Origin of the sequence: Photobacterium damselae (genome assembly GCF_003026815.1) — a bacterium.
GTDB lineage: Bacteria > Pseudomonadota > Gammaproteobacteria > Enterobacterales > Vibrionaceae > Photobacterium > Photobacterium damselae.
Genome location: NZ_PYOG01000011.1, coordinates 79,795 through 97,649 on the forward strand (window position 1 = coordinate 79,795; position 17,855 = coordinate 97,649).

Annotated in this window: 11 protein-coding genes; 2 read left to right on the plus strand and 9 right to left on the minus strand. The window is 38.3% G+C overall.

What is annotated here, in order from left to right:
• Positions 1–38 precede the first annotated feature (38 nt).
• The 4 genes from putP to CTN07_RS11875 form a co-directional block, all read right to left on the minus strand.
• Positions 39–1,535: a sodium/proline symporter PutP gene (gene putP / locus CTN07_RS11860; RefSeq protein ID WP_005306339.1), complete on the minus strand. Its 1,497-nt coding sequence runs from the start codon at positions 1,533–1,535 to the stop codon at positions 39–41.
• A gap of 168 nt (positions 1,536–1,703) precedes the next feature.
• Positions 1,704–2,369, minus strand: a complete 666-nt coding sequence (locus tag CTN07_RS11865) for a hypothetical protein (RefSeq protein ID WP_005306336.1) — start codon at positions 2,367–2,369, stop codon at positions 1,704–1,706.
• The gene (putA, locus tag CTN07_RS11870) at positions 2,369–5,512 is read right to left on the minus strand and encodes a bifunctional proline dehydrogenase/L-glutamate gamma-semialdehyde dehydrogenase PutA (protein WP_005306333.1); all 3,144 of its coding nucleotides are present in this window, start codon (positions 5,510–5,512) and stop codon (positions 2,369–2,371) included. The genes CTN07_RS11865 and putA overlap by 1 nt, the downstream gene beginning before the upstream one ends.
• Before the next feature lie 289 nt (positions 5,513–5,801).
• A complete protein-coding gene (locus tag CTN07_RS11875) occupies positions 5,802–6,569 on the minus strand; it encodes a helix-turn-helix domain-containing protein (protein WP_005306330.1) in 768 nt (255 codons plus the stop codon).
• A 961-nt stretch (positions 6,570–7,530) separates the two neighbouring features.
• Here CTN07_RS11875 and CTN07_RS11880 point away from each other — a divergent pair.
• A complete protein-coding gene (locus tag CTN07_RS11880; protein WP_005306327.1) occupies positions 7,531–8,241 on the plus strand; it encodes a helix-turn-helix transcriptional regulator in 711 nt (236 codons plus the stop codon).
• Between the two features lie 21 nt (positions 8,242–8,262).
• Here CTN07_RS11880 and pdxH read toward each other — a convergent pair whose 3' ends face one another.
• Entirely contained in the window at positions 8,263–8,901 is a 639-nt protein-coding gene (pdxH, locus tag CTN07_RS11885; protein WP_005306324.1) for a pyridoxamine 5'-phosphate oxidase, read from the minus strand.
• Between the two features lie 246 nt (positions 8,902–9,147).
• On the opposite strand from pdxH, the gene CTN07_RS11890 reads away from it, so the two are divergent.
• Positions 9,148–11,073, plus strand: coding sequence for an EAL domain-containing protein (locus tag CTN07_RS11890; protein WP_005306321.1), 1,926 nt, complete (start codon positions 9,148–9,150; stop codon positions 11,071–11,073).
• A gap of 858 nt (positions 11,074–11,931) precedes the next feature.
• Here the strand turns inward: CTN07_RS11890 and CTN07_RS11895 are convergent.
• The 4 genes from CTN07_RS11895 to CTN07_RS11910 all read right to left on the minus strand — a co-directional run bounded on the left by CTN07_RS11895 (position 11,932) and on the right by CTN07_RS11910 (position 17,092).
• Positions 11,932–12,678, minus strand: a complete 747-nt coding sequence (locus CTN07_RS11895) for a phosphatase (protein WP_005306319.1) — start codon at positions 12,676–12,678, stop codon at positions 11,932–11,934.
• On the minus strand, positions 12,662–14,779 hold the full coding sequence (locus CTN07_RS11900; protein WP_005306316.1) for a tRNA(Met) cytidine acetyltransferase TmcA: 2,118 nt from the start codon (positions 14,777–14,779) through the stop codon (positions 12,662–12,664). Before CTN07_RS11900 ends, CTN07_RS11895 begins: the two co-directional genes overlap by 17 nt.
• Positions 14,780–14,899: 120 nt before the next feature.
• The gene (locus CTN07_RS11905) at positions 14,900–15,874 is read right to left on the minus strand and encodes a ParB/RepB/Spo0J family partition protein (protein ID WP_005306314.1); all 975 of its coding nucleotides are present in this window, start codon (positions 15,872–15,874) and stop codon (positions 14,900–14,902) included.
• Between the two features lie 3 nt (positions 15,875–15,877).
• Positions 15,878–17,092 (minus strand): AAA family ATPase, encoded by a 1,215-nt coding sequence (locus tag CTN07_RS11910; RefSeq protein ID WP_005306311.1) that lies wholly within the window; start codon positions 17,090–17,092, stop codon positions 15,878–15,880.
• Positions 17,093–17,855 lie beyond the last annotated feature (763 nt).

Sequence of the window (17,855 nt, forward strand, 5' to 3'; positions counted from 1 at the left end):
TTGCGGGCTCTTTTATTTACGACCTTACGACATCAATCTTAATCAAATTCAATTAAATTCTGTTGATACGCTTGGTATTGTTTTTTCACTTTCTCAGACGGTTCACCCGTTAATAAACTGGTACCGATGGCTGCAATAGAAGCGAAAATAAAGCCTGGTACCATTTCGTATAAATCAAAAATACCACCAGTCAACTGTTTCCATACCACAACGGTAACTGCACCAACGATAATACCCGCTAATGCTCCATTTCGATTCATGCGAGCCCAAAATAGGCTAAGTAGCAATACAGGACCAAACGCTGCACCGAAACCAGCCCAAGCATAAGAAACCAATCCCAAAACAGAGCTTTCAGGATCCATTGCTAGCAGTAGTGCAATGATCGATAGCACAATCACAGCAATACGACCCACCATAACAATTTCATCACTAGAGGCTTGTGGACGGAACACTTGCTTGTAGAAATCTTCCGCAAGAGCAGAAGAGGAAACTAATAATTGAGAATCTGCGGTACTCATAATGGCTGCTAGAATAGCTGCAAGTAAAATACCAGCCACAACAGGATGGAAAAGTGAGTTAACCAATAGCATAAAGACTTTTTCGCCATCGGCCAAAGAACCACCGATTTGCCCATCGACATACAGCATCCCAGTTAAACCAACCAAAATAGCACCCGCCATCGATAGCATAGTCCACACCACTGCAATACGACGAGCAGTAGCAATATCGCCATTACTACGGGTAGCTTTAAAACGCGCCAAAATATGAGGCTGACCAAAATACCCCAAGCCCCAAGCAAGCAGCGAGATAATTGCAATGGCTGAAAGCGGCTGACCTTTTACATCATTAAATAGCGTTAATAACTCTGGATTTTTCGCTTCTAATGCGGCGGTCAAATCACTTACACCGCCATTCATCGCAGCAATAGGCACAATGACTAGCGCTGCCGACATCAACAAACCTTGAACTAAATCGGTCCAAGATACCGCTAAGAAACCACCAAAGAGGGTATAGGAAACCACGCAAATGGTACCAACAATAACGGCAATGCTGTAATCAAGCCCAAATACCGTTTCAAATAATTTACCGCCTGCGACTAAACCTGAGCTGGTATAAAAAAGGAAGAACAGCAAAATAAAAAATGCTGAAATAGTTTGAATTAGCTTAGATTTATCATCAAATCGACGGGATAAAAACTCAGGTAACGTTAAAGCATTATCAGTTGTAATACTGTAAGTTCTTAATCGTTTGGCACAAATTAACCAGTTAAGCCAGGTTCCCAATAAAAGGCCACCGGCAAGCCATAATGATTCAATACCTGCAACATAAGCATAACCTGGTAGTCCCAATAGCAACCAACCACTCATATCCGACGCACCAGCCGACAATGCAGCAGGCCATGGACCTAATGTTCGCCCCCCCAGAAAATAATCTGAGGAGTTGGCCGTTCGTTTATAAGCATAATAACCAATTGCCAGCATTACGATTAAATAAGCGACAAAGGTTCCGGTAATAGCAACGCTATCTACTGTCATCATAGTTTCCTTGTTTGAGTTCACTTTTGTCATTGCAAAAGCTTTGTTGTTATACCCAAGCAACGCGATAAATCGTTCTTCAAATTTGCAAATAATCGAAGACCTAAAGCTTACTTGTATACAAACCGAGGCTTCTTATCTTTACCCTCAAAAAGCCTCGGAAATCATTCAGTGATCGCTATCTTGAGTCTGAGCCAATAAACGAGCATTACCGCCAATAGCCGTCACATTAATAGTTAGTACTCGCTCACTAATAAATTCTCGCCACAAGTCACAGCTTGTTAGTATCGGTATTGTTTGAGGCTGAGTTTCAACCATAAAAGAAATTAAAGGTCCTTCTTTTTCTAATATCGCCCGCTGCAAACCGAGTAAGTACCCACTATCACCTTGATAGGAGATAACTCGAACTTCATGCGCAAAAACAAACGGTATTAAAGTTTCAAATAAGTGGAGAGAAAAGACAGAGGGAATCAAGTCCATCAATAATGTTAAATTCAACGACTTGACCTGCTCTTTCTCCATAGGGTAAGTAAATAAGTGGACAGAACACCCCATTAATAGGGGCACAATCACTTGAGCAAGTACACCTAACTCATTTGCACGCTTATCACAAACTGCGCAGACAAGCCCTTTGGGTTGTAACGTTAACGTATTTTCCTCACCCGTAGCCCCAGTTAACACCACCGAGCTTATCACCTGATTTTCAATATTTTGGCAATGAAAATGAATCAACGCTTGCTGCTGAGTATTAAGACTTTCAACCCATGGTGCGAGTTGTGACAACTTTTCATTAAGAGATAAATGTTGCCAAGCATTGAGAGATACCGACATCATTACGCCTCCATTTCCGATGAATAAATTAAAGATTCATAAACAAAACGGTACAGATAATGAGGCCCCCCTGCTTTAGGGCCCGTGCCAGATAACCCATGACCACCAAAAGGTTGAACCCCAACAACAGCGCCAATTTGATCGCGATTGATATAACAATTACCAACCTCAACTTGTTGAGCAATAGCGTGGTAGGTGGCTTCATTGCGACTATGGATACCAAGCGTTAAGCCAAAGCCCATACTATTGATATCTGTGATGATCTGGTCGAGCTCAGTGGCCTTATAACTCACAACATGCAAAATGGGACCAAAGTGCTCTTGAGTCAGCTCGGTTATTGAACCAATTTGTGCCAGCGTTGGGGGAACAAAGAAACCATTAGATGCGGTTTCATTAAGTTGACATTGATACAGCAATTGATGGTTGCTTTGTAGCGATTGAATATGATGAGTTAAGCGATCGTAAGCCAACTGATCAATCACAGGACCAATGTCGGTTTGATAATATTGAGGATCGCCAATAACCAACTCTTCCATGGCTCCCTGCAATAGGGAAATAAGACGTTGGCTAATATCATCTTGAATATAAAGCACTCTTAGCGCAGAACAACGTTGCCCAGCAGAAGCAAAACTTGAGCGAATAACATCACGAACCACTTGCTCTGGCAGTGCTGTACTGTCAACAATCATGGCATTTAGACCGCCCGTTTCAGCAATTAACGTAGCGGGTAAGCACTCACGTTCGGCTAAGGTCTTTGTTATATGGTGTGCAGTCTGGGTTGAACCCGTAAACGCAACACCTGCAATCGCTGATTGTGACAATAAGTAGGGACCGATTGATTGCCCACTGCCAATCAGAAGCTGAATTGCATGACTAGGTACTCCAGCTTCAAACATTAATTCAATAGTGCGAGTTGCAATCAACGACGTTTGCTCTGCAGGTTTTGCAATCACACTATTTCCACTGACAAGTGCTGCAGTAATTTGGCCCAGAAAAATCGCTAGCGGGAAATTCCAAGGGCTGATACAGACAAAAACGCCTTTAGCTTGATATTGACGCTCACAACTTCTACCTAAATAATCGTTCGCCGACTGCGGTTCATGAAATAATGTTTCAGCTTGAACAGCATAATAACGACAAAAATCAACCGCTTCTCTAATTTCATCAATACTGTCTTGCCAAGTTTTTCCAGCTTCCTTTTGACACAAAGCGATCAGTTCCGCTTGATGTATTTCAAGTAAATCAGCCAGTTTTAACAGACACTGACAGCGTTCCTCAACAGGCCGAACAGACCATGATAAAAAACCATGAGCGGCAGCCTTTATCGCAGATTCAATTTCTTGAGGTGTTGCATCGTAGCGCTCCCCAACGATGACTTTATTATCAAAAGGGCTAGTAACATTTATAGGATGGGTCGAAAGAGCTTTTTTACCATCAATAATAGAATTGGCCTGCCACAGCCCCTTTGAATATAAAGCGACCTCTGCCATTAGAAGCGTTTGTTCTGAGGCAATATCTAGACTCACCCCTTGTGAATTTTTGCGTAAAGGGGCAAATAAATTAGGGGGTAAAGCAATGGCATTATTGGCTAAAGAATGGCGAGACATCAGTTGCTCATAAGGATGAATCACCAACTGCTCGATATCACATTGAGCATCAATTAAACGATGAACAAACGAGCTGTTAGCGCCATTTTCGAGTAAGCGGCGCACTAAATAAGGTAATAGATCTTTATGGCTACCAACTGGGGCATAAACACGAACGGGTTGAGAACGAGCGGCACGCACTTTTTGGTATAAGGTTTTTCCCATCCCATGTAATCGCTGAAATTCATAGTCACGACGATCTTTAGCCAGCACCTCAATCGCAGCAATGGTATGAGCATTGTGAGTAGCAAATTGAGGGTAAATCAGAGGTGACATATGATCTTGCAATAGAAAACGAGCACACGCTAAATAAGCACAGTCGGTCGCTTCTTTACGTGTAAAAACAGGATATCCAGCAATACCACGTTGTTGAGCCAGTTTAATCTCACTATCCCAATACGCACCTTTAACTAAGCGAACCGGAATTTGATCCCCTTGCTGCTGTGCTAAAGCGGCTAACCATACCAACACGGCAAGAGCACGTTTAGAATAGGCTTGAACCACTAACCCAAAGCCCCCCCAACCAATTAACTCTGGAGTTTGATAGAGCTTTTGAAACAGCAATAAAGAGAGTTCTAATCGATCAGATTCTTCGGCATCAATCGTAATAGCCACATCTAATTGACGAGCACGGATAAGTAAATCTAATACACTCTGGTACATCTCATCCAATACTCGCTCAGCCTGTGCCATCTCATAGCGTGGATGAAGTGCCGATAATTTAATCGAAACCGAAAAGCTTTCTTTATCCTGTTGGGATGAGTCTGTTTTTTGCTGAGCAACGTGCTCAATAGCAGACAAATAATCGTGATAGTACTTATTTGCATCGAGCTTGGTTAGCGCTGCCTCTCCTAACATATCAAACGAAAAAAGATAACCTTGGCGATGATCTTCGGATGCATGATCAAGAGCTTCATCAATAGTACGACCCAAAACAAACTGATGTCCCATAATCTTCATTGCCTGTTGCATAGCCTTGCGAACAACGGGCTCTGATAGCTTATTCACCAAACGAGTCATCGCTTGAGTTGGTGAATCGCCTTCAATATTATGCCAAGTTGCGACTTTGCCAGTCAGCATTAAGCCCCAAGTAGAAGCATTCACAAAGACAGAATTAGAGTGTTGTAAATGAGCGTACCAGTTCGCCACACTCAACTTATCACGCAATAATTTATCGGCAGTGACAGTATCAGGAATACGCATTAGCGCCTCGGCTAGACACATCAAGGTTATCCCTTCATCAGTATCGAGGCTATATTCTAAAAGTAATGCATCGATCATCTGCACCGAACGTCGATCAGCTCTAACTTGACCAACAAGATCCTTTGCACGAGTGGTTATCTCATCATTTTCAGTTGAAGTCGGCCGGACCAACTTAAGTAATTCAGTTAACCATAGATCTTCATCAATACAGTACAGCGGAGAAATCCGTTCCCAGTGATCTAAAAGTGTAGATTGAGACAGGTAGGTTGGAGCAAGAACCGCATTAACATCGAGCATGAATTATCCCTCACTCAGTACAAAATGATGGTGATAACAGAGTTAATTAAAATGTTACACCATTGTTACTACTGATGATGGTATTTTTTGTTCGAACAGCAGTCTTGCGTTATTCTCCGATCATTTTTAGTAAATGTCTTGTTTTAACTAAAATTTGAACTGAGAAATCCCTAAAATGCATATATCAAGCATAATAAAACATCATATCTTTATCTTTTCATTAACAGAAAGATATGGAATTAGAGATAGAGCACCAAATTAGACAAGTTCGTATTATAAAAAATAAGCATCACGCCATTTTTCGAAAACGTGCAGGAGAGATTGAAAAGAGACGACTGAATGATTGTGTAAAACTACTTTGACTAGCAAAACCACAATGCTGTGAAATGTCCATCAAAGAGAGCTGAGAATGAATCAGAAGATGTTTCGCTCGATGAAGACGCTTATGTAAAACATACTGATGAGGAGTCATTCCTACTTGTTGTTTAAACAAAAGAAAAAACTGACTATCACTTAGAAACGCAGAACCAGCAAGCTCTGAAACTGAAATTTTGGTACTAAGATGAGATTCTATATACAGATCAAGGTGATCCATATTTAAGCGATGGTTTACATGTTTATGAGGATCTTGAATATGGCGCTGCAAAGAACACAACAACATATTAGAACAACTTTGGCTAAGCAGTAGATCATTCGGTGCCGATGAGAGCTCAGTAGATAGAGCTTGAATCAACGTTTGTGCTTGTAGATCAAGAGAGAAATAATAAGAATGATCAAAAAGAGATTCTAATTGATGATGATCAGCAAGCAGTCCCTCAAAATGAGAAGGCAAGTTCACAACTAAAATCTCATTCGTTCCTAAACCTGAAAAAGCGTGCTCTGCATCTGAAGATACAATGCAGCCTTGGCCCTTTGAAATAACATTACCTTTCCCCTCAATTTCAAATTCAGAACGACCAGAGACACCAATAACAAGTTGGTGATGATCATGGTGGTGGTGATCCATTTCATCGGGAAGAGCAACAATTTTAGAGCAAGTAGGAAGGCAAGATTGCATAAACGTTATAGCTTAGTAATGACCTGCGGATTATCGCAGAGAACCCAGCCTATTTTCAAATTATTTACTAAGATCTTCTCTGAAACGATGATCAAGGTCGACAATTTTACGGCCAATGTCATTTGGATTATAAAAATGATGATAAATACAGCAACTCATACTATATTGAAATATATAAACACGATCATATCAAAACTAACCAATTGAATTTAAAAGGTTAAAAACAATAGCACCATGATCATCGTTCCATACTATAACGGCTATTTACTTGATCATTCTTTCGATATATTAACCAAATCCAATTTAACAATGCCAACTTCAGAAGCCAGATAACTATCAATTATCAATAGAGGTAAATAAGGTAGAAAATACTAGCTGCTAATGAGAAACTAACATTTAGAGTGTTTAGGTTTGAATCTATTATAAATCTATATGCTTGTTATCATCAGCAACTCCCCCCTCCGAACGATGTCGAAAAAACAGACAGTAAGCCGATGAAATAACAGTCAATTTATAAACCAAAACATTGCGAAATCATGAAAAGAAATTATCTTATGGATTAGTTTTTATAATAAAAGTAACCTAAACACCAAATACATATATAACTAATGTTGTCAATAGGTGATTTCCCCCCTACTTTGTTATTTCTCGGTTAGTTATAGTTCATACGTAGACAGGCACTATGTGTTTGTTTACGTATCCACTACTGGATACATACCACTAAATTTTCTTTAAATACAACCCTCATTTTAAAGATAAATTTAATGGATACCTCTTCTACACGTCGTACAGGATAAAACTCTTCGGAGTAAAACTCTTGTCTTTTGCCAGTCTTATGACTGGCATTTTTTTATCTAAAATCAGTGAAAACGCCGATAATTAAGACATTAGAGACTAGTAACATTTACCTAGCATATGAAATTCACTAGAATTACTAAAACATAATAATAAGGTTATACGTGTGAAAGAGTCGGTACCACCAAGTTTAATGCATATATTCAACCAACTTCCTGGTTGCTGGGGCTGCAAGGACTTGAACTCCACTTTCGTCTATGCAAATAAAGAGTATGGAAACATTATTGGAGTTGAACATCACCTAGATTGCGTCGGACGGACAGACTTTGACATGCCAAGCCCAACTATCGAATGTGCTGAGCATTTTCAAGAGCAAGACCAACAAGTTATTGTGTCTGGCCAGCGTCTAAGAATTTTAGACATTCATCCATATTCAGATGGTACATGGCGTGCACATCTCTTTACTAAAATGCCATGGCGCAATGATGACAATAAAATTATTGGCACCATATTTTCAGGTATTGAATTAAAAGATACTGCACTATTAGAAGCAGGCCACTGGATCTGTCGAGCTGCAGGGTTAAATCCCAAAGAACAAGCATCTTTTAATATTGATTTACATAACTCGCCGATTAAACTAAATACAAGAGAATCAGAAGTTCTGTTTCTACTCTTATATGGTAAAAAACCTCAATATATCGCAAAAGTTTTAAACCTCTCGGTCAAGACAATAGAAAATTATGTTCTTCGCCTAAGAGAGAAATTTAATGCCAATACAAAAGGTGAATTGCTCGATCTAGCGCTGGATCATGGCTATGGATCTCACATTCCACCAAGTATGCTTAAACAGCAATTATCCGTTATATTAAAAGAATAACATTTCAATATACTGACTAATCTAAGGCGCTAAACGTTCAATTGACCAGTTTTCATGATCGACTTTAGTATATAAAAATCGATCATGAAGTCTGTGATCGCCACCTTGCCAAAACTCGATACTCGATATTCTCACCCGATACCCCCCCCAAAAAGATGGCAGCGGAACATCGCCTTCAGAAAACTTTTTCTTTAATTCAAAATACTTACTTTCTAATAATTGACGAGTACTTAAACGCGAGCTTTGCTTACTTGCCCAAGCGGCTATTTGGCTCTCTTTAGGACGAGATGAAAAGTATTTAACAACTTCAAAAGAAGATAATTTTTCAGCAGTGCCCGTTACGTGAATTTGGCGTTCCAGAGAGTGCCATGGAAAGTGCAGGCTTATATTTGCATTATCTTGTAAATGCAGAGCTTTTCGACTACCTAAGTTAGTGTAAAAAACAAATCCATCATCCCCAACATCTTTTAGTAAAACGATACGTTGGTATGGACGGCCTTCACTATCTACTGTTGCCACCGTCATTGCCGTTGGATCGGAAAGCTGAGCATCAATTGCTTGCTGTAGCCATATATTAAATAAATCGAGAGGATTCTGAGTCAAATCTTCTCTTCTTAAGCCACCTTTAGTGTAATCTCTTCTAATATCAGAAAGATCCATATCTCATATCCTCTCAAGCTTAATCTTATTCCATCATAACTTTGATCTAAATTTAACACGTAACAATGAAGAGATTAAACAAACTTCTTCGAGTCAATTAACGATTTTGATCTCTTCTAACCTAAAATCATTCAAGCCTAAAACCTCTATTTGCTACATTAATAGGGACTCACCATCTATCTCATAAATGGCGCATCACATAGAAATCTTTCATTTACGCAACCATTGCCCATCTTAGGCTTTCTTATGAGTTTATATAAAAAACAAATTATAAATATCGCGAGTATTTTTACTCTAACGATTGGCGCATTAACAATTAACCAGGTAGCAACAGATAGAGACTTAATTGCGATTAGTGAAAAACTAATAATAAAATCTGAACTTCAATTAATACGTAATTATTTACTGACTACACCATCTTTAACAGAAAAAAATCTAACCCATATTGAATCGGATATCGGACAACTAATATCTCATGAGAATTTTTCACATATAGAGATAAGTATCGACGATCAGCAAATAAAATGGTTATCACCTATTGAACCAAAATCCTTATCATATCAATTTGTGACAGCTGTTTTTCCTGAAACCGATTATTCAATATCAGAAAAATTAGTAACACCATTAAATAATCAGATCGCGATTAAACTAGTTAGTTCATCATCCAATATGGTCAAAGAAAAAAATTCCGCATTGATAAGAATACTTTTCGCAAATGGCACCATATTACTCTTCGGGTTAGGGAGTCTTTATTGGTTTACACGCCGAGAATTTAATGAATTACAGCAAGTTATTCAGCATTTAACTAAGAATCCACAATCCCCTCTTCCGATGGCAAAAAATGAAGAGTTCAAAATTATCACTAAAGCATTTAATAGCTTAATTACTCAATTAAACTTAAATTTTCAAGCTCAAGCAAAAGAGGCGCTAAAACTAAAAGAACAAGCTTACAAAGATCCTATTTCATTATTAGGTAATCGTAGTTTCTTTATTCATCAACTTAATTCATGGTTACAAGAATCATCAAAAGGAGGCGTTATCCTCTCTAAGTTACAATTTGTTGATGACTATTATCAAAAAGAAGGCTATCAAATAGGAGACCAGTTAATCAAAGAAATAGCCACATATTTAGAGCAAGCGGTTAGAAATACCAACGCAACGGTTGCACGTTTATCTTATGATGAATTTGCTATATTAATTCCATCAGAAACCTTAGAAAATCTTAAACTCATTGGTGAAAATATTTTGCTCATGCCAGAGCAATTAAAATTGGATGAGGAATTAACTTTAAATCAAACTCGTATCGGGATTGTTTTATGTTCAGAACCAACAACAACTAGCAACTTATTGGCTCAGCTAGATAATAGTTTAGCTCAGGCAGCTTCAACGCCTGAACACCCGATTTATGTTACAACAGACATCACAACTAAAGCGGCTTTTGGCAAACAACAATGGAAGCAAATTCTATTAGATGCTATTGAAAAAGATAACTTCAGCTACCAATATCAATCAGTTCAAATTGGTGCTGACCAGATCTATCACTACGAAATTTTTACGGCAATCCATGATTCAACATCACGATATAGTGCAAACCAATTTCTTAACGCAATAGAAGATTTATCGTTAGGGAGCTTATTTGATCGCAACGTTATCATCCATGCGATCAACACCTTGTTAGCAAAAAAACAGATGCCCCCTATCGCAATTAACTTAACAACCAATAGTATCAATGATCCTGCGTTTGTACGTTGGCTAACAACAACGTTAGATACCAATAAAAACTTATCTCATCGACTGTATTTCGAAATTCCAGAATCTTGCTGTGTCCGACATTTTGATGCCACAAGTATTCTTTGCTCAACCATTAGATTTCATCACTTCGGTATAGGGATTGATAATTATGGACGTTATTTTCAATCACTAAATTACCTTCAAGAACTAAGGCCAGATTATGTCAAAATTGATTTTGTTTACACTAACCAACTAAATGATCCAACCAAAGCAAATGTTTTATCATCAATCTGCCGTACTGCACATAGTTTGAATATCAAAACGATAGCAACAAGAGTAGAAACGGAAACACAAAAAGAACGTCTATCTGATCTATTTATCACTGGATTCCAAGGTTTTGTCATCGAGAAGGGCATAACGGAAGAAAAGATAATTGCATAATAATTAATTTACAGTGTAAAACTTTAATCTCTTTTACACTGTAAATCTCATCTAACATTAACTCTATCATTCACCCCCAAACCAGAGAATTCTTATCATAGTGCTGATTAATGCACTTTAAATCATTCTATTAAACGGTGCCTGTCGAACATTAGATTAATCTACTATTCGACAGATCAAGATTCAAAGATTGATTATTGCATCAATTAAAGACCTTTAACGCTAAGGACAACATATAATGCCAGTACAGATATTTTTCATTTCTATCTGTCGCAAAGACATATTTCATATTGTCTCCTTTACATTGTAAACCAAAACATAAGTAAGTACACACTTACTATATATTTACACTGTAAACTCAAATTATCTTCTTTAATCGATTATCAAAGACACCAAATACTTTAAAGGAGAAGGCTCAGAATCTTGTCATGGGTTTAGGCTTTAGAATAATCATACCGTCAATAGGAATACTCCCCTATTCATTAGCTAAAGACATTGCTACAGCAGCACACCTAAGCAAGACTTGCACTTATCTACATCACAATGAACAAGCGCTATTCTTCATTTCAGAACCTCGAAGAATTCTAGTCTTTTATACCCAAGTGACTTCAATATGCAGAATCCAGAGTGCTGTCGCTGATTCAAGTTCAAGGTAAACAATGCAAGGTAATATTTTTAAACTGAGTGTTTGATGAGATATCCCTGGACTTAAATATGAGGCTATAGACGACTATATCGGTAAGAAGGTAAGAAGGTAAGAAGGTAAGAAGGTAAGAAGGTAAGAAGGTAAGAAGGTAAGACTAAAATAGGATATTTACAGTGTAAACCCATAATAAAGATTTACACTGTAAACAGAGATTAAAACGAATTCACTGAAAATTCTGATATTGGCTCTTTTCCTCTTAGCTCTAGAAATGATAGAAATGAATCAGGAGAATTCGTTATTACACGTTCTTGAGGAAAATTATGATGCTTAAGCAATGCTTTAACTTGAGTAAAATTACCAACATCTGCAGCGAAGTGAGCATCTGACCCCGTTGTAATGAAGACATCCAATTCTTTAGCCATCGCAATAATGTCAGAACATCTAGGTGCGCTCCCTACTCTCGATCCTCCTAACGAAGAGTTATTTACTTCAATCGCGACGTTATGATTTGCCGCTTGACGAAGAACCATTTCAAAGTCGAAATCGAAATGCGGATTACCTGGATGACCAACTGCATCGATATTACCTGAACTAATCGCATTGATTAAAGCTTGAGTATGACTCGCTTTATCAGCAGGTTGAAATATTGGTTCATGAAAACTACCAATAACCCAATCAAGACTATCAATAATACGTTGGTCTAGATCAATGTCGCCCTCTTGATTAAGGATATTTGCTTCGACGCCACGAATAATTGCAACATTATGAAGAAAGCGAGGCAAAATTCGTTGATTGGCAAAGAACCAGAAATGAGGCGCACCAGGCATTGAAGGGGCATGATCAGTCGTACAAAACATCTTGAGACCATTTTTAGCCGCAAATTCAGCATTCTCAAGAAGCGTACTATATGCGTGCCCACTCGAAACCGTATGCGTATGTGTATCAACTAATATTTGCATGTTCAGTACTCCATTTTAAAAATATCTCTTGAACAACAGATCGTAATTTTTGCTCAGCCTGCTTTTGTCCAACTAATTCATAATCTACAACCAGTTCAGACCAGCTTCTCTTTTGAAGCACTTTTCGGCAAAAGAACGATTCATCTTGCTCAGATAAAAAACGCGGTTGACTTAAATACCACATCATCAGTTGCTCAAGACTTGCAACAACAAGATCATACCCCATTCCACCGCGAAGAAATGCGGAGAGCTGCATATTCATCAAATCCAAAGAAAGAAAAGAAGCTTGATTTTCTTGCTTAAGGGATCGCCACAATAGCAGCAATAAAGAAGGCTCCAACTGAGAAAATACCTCAACTCTTTGATACATCAAATTTGCAGCAAAGAGCGTTTGTGCCGACTCTAACCAGGTCTCACTTTTCGTAGTTAGAGGATATACAGCTAAAGCAGAATGTACCCCACTCGATGCATCTTTTGTTAATCCTAAACGAATGAACTGATAATTAGCCTTTATCCAAAACTGAGTTAGGTCGCTACTAGCACCAAAACTTGTTCCTAAATAATCGAGGTCTAATGTTTTTGCATGAGATGTTACTGTCTCTAATAATTTCAAACCAAGACCTTGCTGCTGGCAATTTGGATGAATCGCAATACGCTGGATTCGCCCACAACCTTGGGTAAGAGCAGCATCCAAACCAATATGAGCCGCTATGGATTGAGGAAGTAAATGACCTTTTATTCGACGTTGGCCCAGTCTAACTTCTTCAGCTAAAGCGCTATCAAACCCACCTTCCTTTAATACAATACAGCAACCAATTATGCGACCTTGATAGGAGGCGATAAAACAAAGTACATCTGGGTGAGTTAATAATAATTGGATATCATTTGGCGAGGTTTGGTAGTGAGCATTAATCAACAATCCAACAAACTGCCTAAATCGTTCTTCATCTTTTGCTAATACGTCAATGCTAACTAGAGAATAAATAATCTCTGAGTGATGACTTGGCAGCTGAGTTAAGTCTGCCATCTCAGCATTAAGCATTAGAGCATCGAAACACCATTTTTCGAGAGGGTCATTTGAAGCCCAACGAACGGGTTGATGTAGCGAAATCGAGCGAAACTGAGGCATTTTATTGGCTAAGATCTGCTTAAATTTAATCGCAAATCCTCGCCCTGTCCCTTCATAACCGTGAATTGTTGATGAGAAGACAATACGGCTATATCGGTTAAGAATTCGTTCGAGAATGGAGGTAGGAATAGCTGCGGCTTCATCAACAAATAGTAAATCACAGTCAACGTGCTGCTGTAATAATTCATCAGGAGCTACATATACAAGCATACTTTGCTGCCAAGATAACTCTCTTCCTAAATGACACTCTAGCCCGAGCCTATCTGCAGCATGATAAAATATATTTTGCGCCGCTTTTAATGACGGTGCAGTAACGACAATCTTTATTTTTCGTTGAGATAATAATTGGGCTGCAGCTAAACCAAGAGCAGCTGATTTACCTCGACCTCGATCTGCCGTTAAAACCAAAGGTCGCTTGCGGTGCCCAGTCATCACTTTAATAATAGCTTCAATGCCTTTTTGTTGATCGAGAGTAATAGCGCCATACTCAAGAACCGATGAAGCCGTGTGTACGATAGAATCATCTATCTCTGGCAATTTGGGGAATAAAGCGCGAGATTCAGACAAAAAAAGGACGGTATTGATATCGATATAATTCAATAAACGTTGATAGGCTAAGTTATCCTCTTCCCACTCATTAGGTAAGAATAAAATAGCTAAACCGCCACCTTTAATGGTACCGACAACGGCTCCAATAGCTTCGTAACTCAGATCTGAATTACCATCAAAAATGACACAATCCGTTTCCTGACCTAAAACCGTTTTTGCTTTTTTATAACTGATGTGACGGCCTTGATATAAATTGGAACTAAGCTCTCCAACCCAAAGCGGTTCTTGATAATAGCTAGTACACAATTTGAGATAAGGTTGAGCCCATTCGTAGCTTCCTTGAATCACAACGAGTCGACGGCTGTTCGTTTGCTGTAAAAAAGGAATTAGCTGCGTCAGATAATGAGAGAATTGGATATGCATAAGTCAACGATACTAAAAAAATTCTGTATCGATCATAGCATGGATGAGTCAATTATTTTGCTAAACAATAGATAGAAAAAAACCACATTGATTAATGTGGTTTAAAAATAAGAGAGAAGATTATTTGAGATATTCAGTGAGATATTGAAGAATATCACTCACTTGACGATCGCTCATTTTTTTAAGTTTTAGCTGTAATTTATCGCCATCACGGGTATAGCTAACTTTACCCTTAACCAGTTCTTGAGCTTTTGGCTTTTCAATTGGTTGTTGTGGTTTTAAGCTCTCTCCCATCTCTTCAAGCTTCATCGTAACTTCACGTGTAATACGAGAAATACCCTGAGCATTGATCTGTTTCCACAATGGCTTATTAGTTTGTGATAGCTGATCAATTAACTCATGCTGCTTATTATCATCTAAACCAAAGAAAATACGATGTAGCTTTACAATGGTTGGGCGACCTAACTCACCAACACTAGGGTATGCCATCAGTAATTCCATTGGTAAACTAGCCGCCTTAAGAGCTCCACTAACTAATGCTTCACTGCATTGACAGTATTTAGCCAATTCTTTTTGATCGGCAACTTTGCCATTATTTAACAATGCCTGCATTTCTTTACCTCGCTCATAAAGAGACAAAGGTTTATGCGCATTCGCGACATCAGAAAGAAACTTAGCATGTTCGGTATTAATACCGTTCGCAACATAAATTAAGAAGTCTTTTTGTGCCAAAATACATGACATACGACGGCGGCTACCATCTAAAACTTCAATTCGACCGTCGTCCATCCAACGACCAACAGCCGGATATTGCTGACCACGATCTTTTAGTGTTGATAAAATATCAGCAAGAGCGTGCTCATTTAAAAACGCTTGTTCACGAGCATTTTCCGTAAACACAACCGTTTTCGTTGCAACCTCAGCTGCTGGAATTTTAACTAATTCAAAGGCTACCGTTTCTTCACCCGCAACGGCCAATTCGATAACAGCAGCTTTATCTTTTGCCGCAGTTTGAGCTTCAATCGGGGTTGTTGCACGGCGCTTATCGGCTTTACCAAATAAACGAGCATTGAGATCTTTTGTTTTAATTGCCATAGTTTACTCCCGATTTAAATTCGCCCAATGGCTATGCATTACACGTTCAAGCTCTAATGATACTCGCTGAATGGCTTCTTGCGCTGTTGATAAGGTTTTTTTACCCCCTTCAAATTCAGCCGCAGTTAAATCAAATACTGTACTATAGGTATCAGCACAGGTTTCAAACGCTCGACTTCTTGGTACTGTCGCCATCATCACTTGATCACGTAATAAGTAGTTCATTTCAGTTAAAACCGAAACTTGTTTCTTATTATCGTCTTCAAACATGGTAGGCATCAGGCGAATAAACTCCAAACCATGCCAATCTTCAGGGAACATCTCATATACAGTAGGTAGATGCTGGAAGAAGTTTACGGTCGATGCCCAGTCCAATCGCTTTGCTGCACATGGAATGATTAACGCATTAGAAGCATACATAGCGTTCCAAACAAGTGGATCAATATGAGGACCTGTATCGATCATGATTAAGTCAAACTCATCAGCAATCGGGTCTATCACACGATCTTTTAGTAAGCGAACAATATCAAGGTCTTGATTTACAGCGAGATCTTGCCAAGCATCAGCATTGAACATTGCATCTTCAGGGAACGCCGCAATTGTCTTTAAATTTGGATATTGAGTTGGTAAAACAACGTTATCCATCAAGAATTTCTTATTAAGCTGTGCTCCTTCAGGAATATTATCGAGCATAACATCAACAGCTGAATAAATTGTTTCTTGCTCACCAACACTGATCAAAGGGTTTAAGAATAGGCGTAAAGAACCCTGTGGATCGAGGTCAATAAGACAAATACGGTAACGTTTATCCAAATCGAGAGCTAAACATGCAGCAAGATGAACAGCAGTCATTGACTTACCAGTACCACCTTTTTGGTTCTGAACATTAACAACCCAAGGTTTTCGACCCGCACCTTCTCGCTCATGAAATGCAGGTTTTTTAGCTGCAGCCATAAGTTTGTGTGCTTCATCTAATGTAATAGAGTAGTGATTAGCATTATTTTTAGTAAATTGATGACCAGTTGCTTCCATTCGAGCAATTGCATCATCTAATTTACGACGTGTTAAACCAGAACGAGTTTCCATTAATGCTTTAGACATTGGAGGAAAAAGTTCTTCTCTTCTTTCTTCTAAAACAATCTCAATACGGTCAGCTTGTACTTGTTTCGTCTGCTCAGCAATATTGAGCAAATTCGTTATGGTCTGTTCCCTATTCATTCTATTTTTCACCATGATAAAAGACTTAGCGATATTGTACAGCACATTCACACAAAAACAATAAATAGCTGAACAAAAAAGATAAGTATATATAATTGCTTTTTGCAGGATAATTCAAATTTTTAGATCGTTTTTTGTGATGAGCTCTGAAATTTTATAGGGTAATTGACCAAGAAAGAGGGATACAAAGAAAGTGTTACAGCGTCACTTATTTACAATGTAAATGAACATATCTCGGAAGCGTGAAAAAAAAGAGCTAAATTACGGATGATGTAGAATCAATTATATCTTCAGTATTTGATGCAAAATTAAACACACTAATGAAATTACTCAATTTCATAGCCAAAACTGTCAATTGTCTTAGTTAAACGAGCTACGAAAGGCGATAACCTTGATCATTGATCCATAATTTTTAATAAATAGCCGAACGATGATCAAGGATGTTTTACACACCAAGATCATGCCATATTTCAGTCTCATGATCGGAAAAATGATCAAGTAAAGCTTTAAAAATATATTTGATCTCGGAAGCATATAAAATCAGGAGAAATTTACGGGGAACGTAGATTCAACAAGGGATTAGACGCTATTTTTACAATAATAAAAACTCGCTAATAGCTATAGATAGATAAAATTGAAATACAAAAGCTCTTCCATGATCATCTTTTCCATCGGACACATGATATAATCCGATTTCTTTACTGGAATTGTCATTTCAATTTTGGATTTTAGAGTAAACTACAGCATAATTTGGGCAAATAGA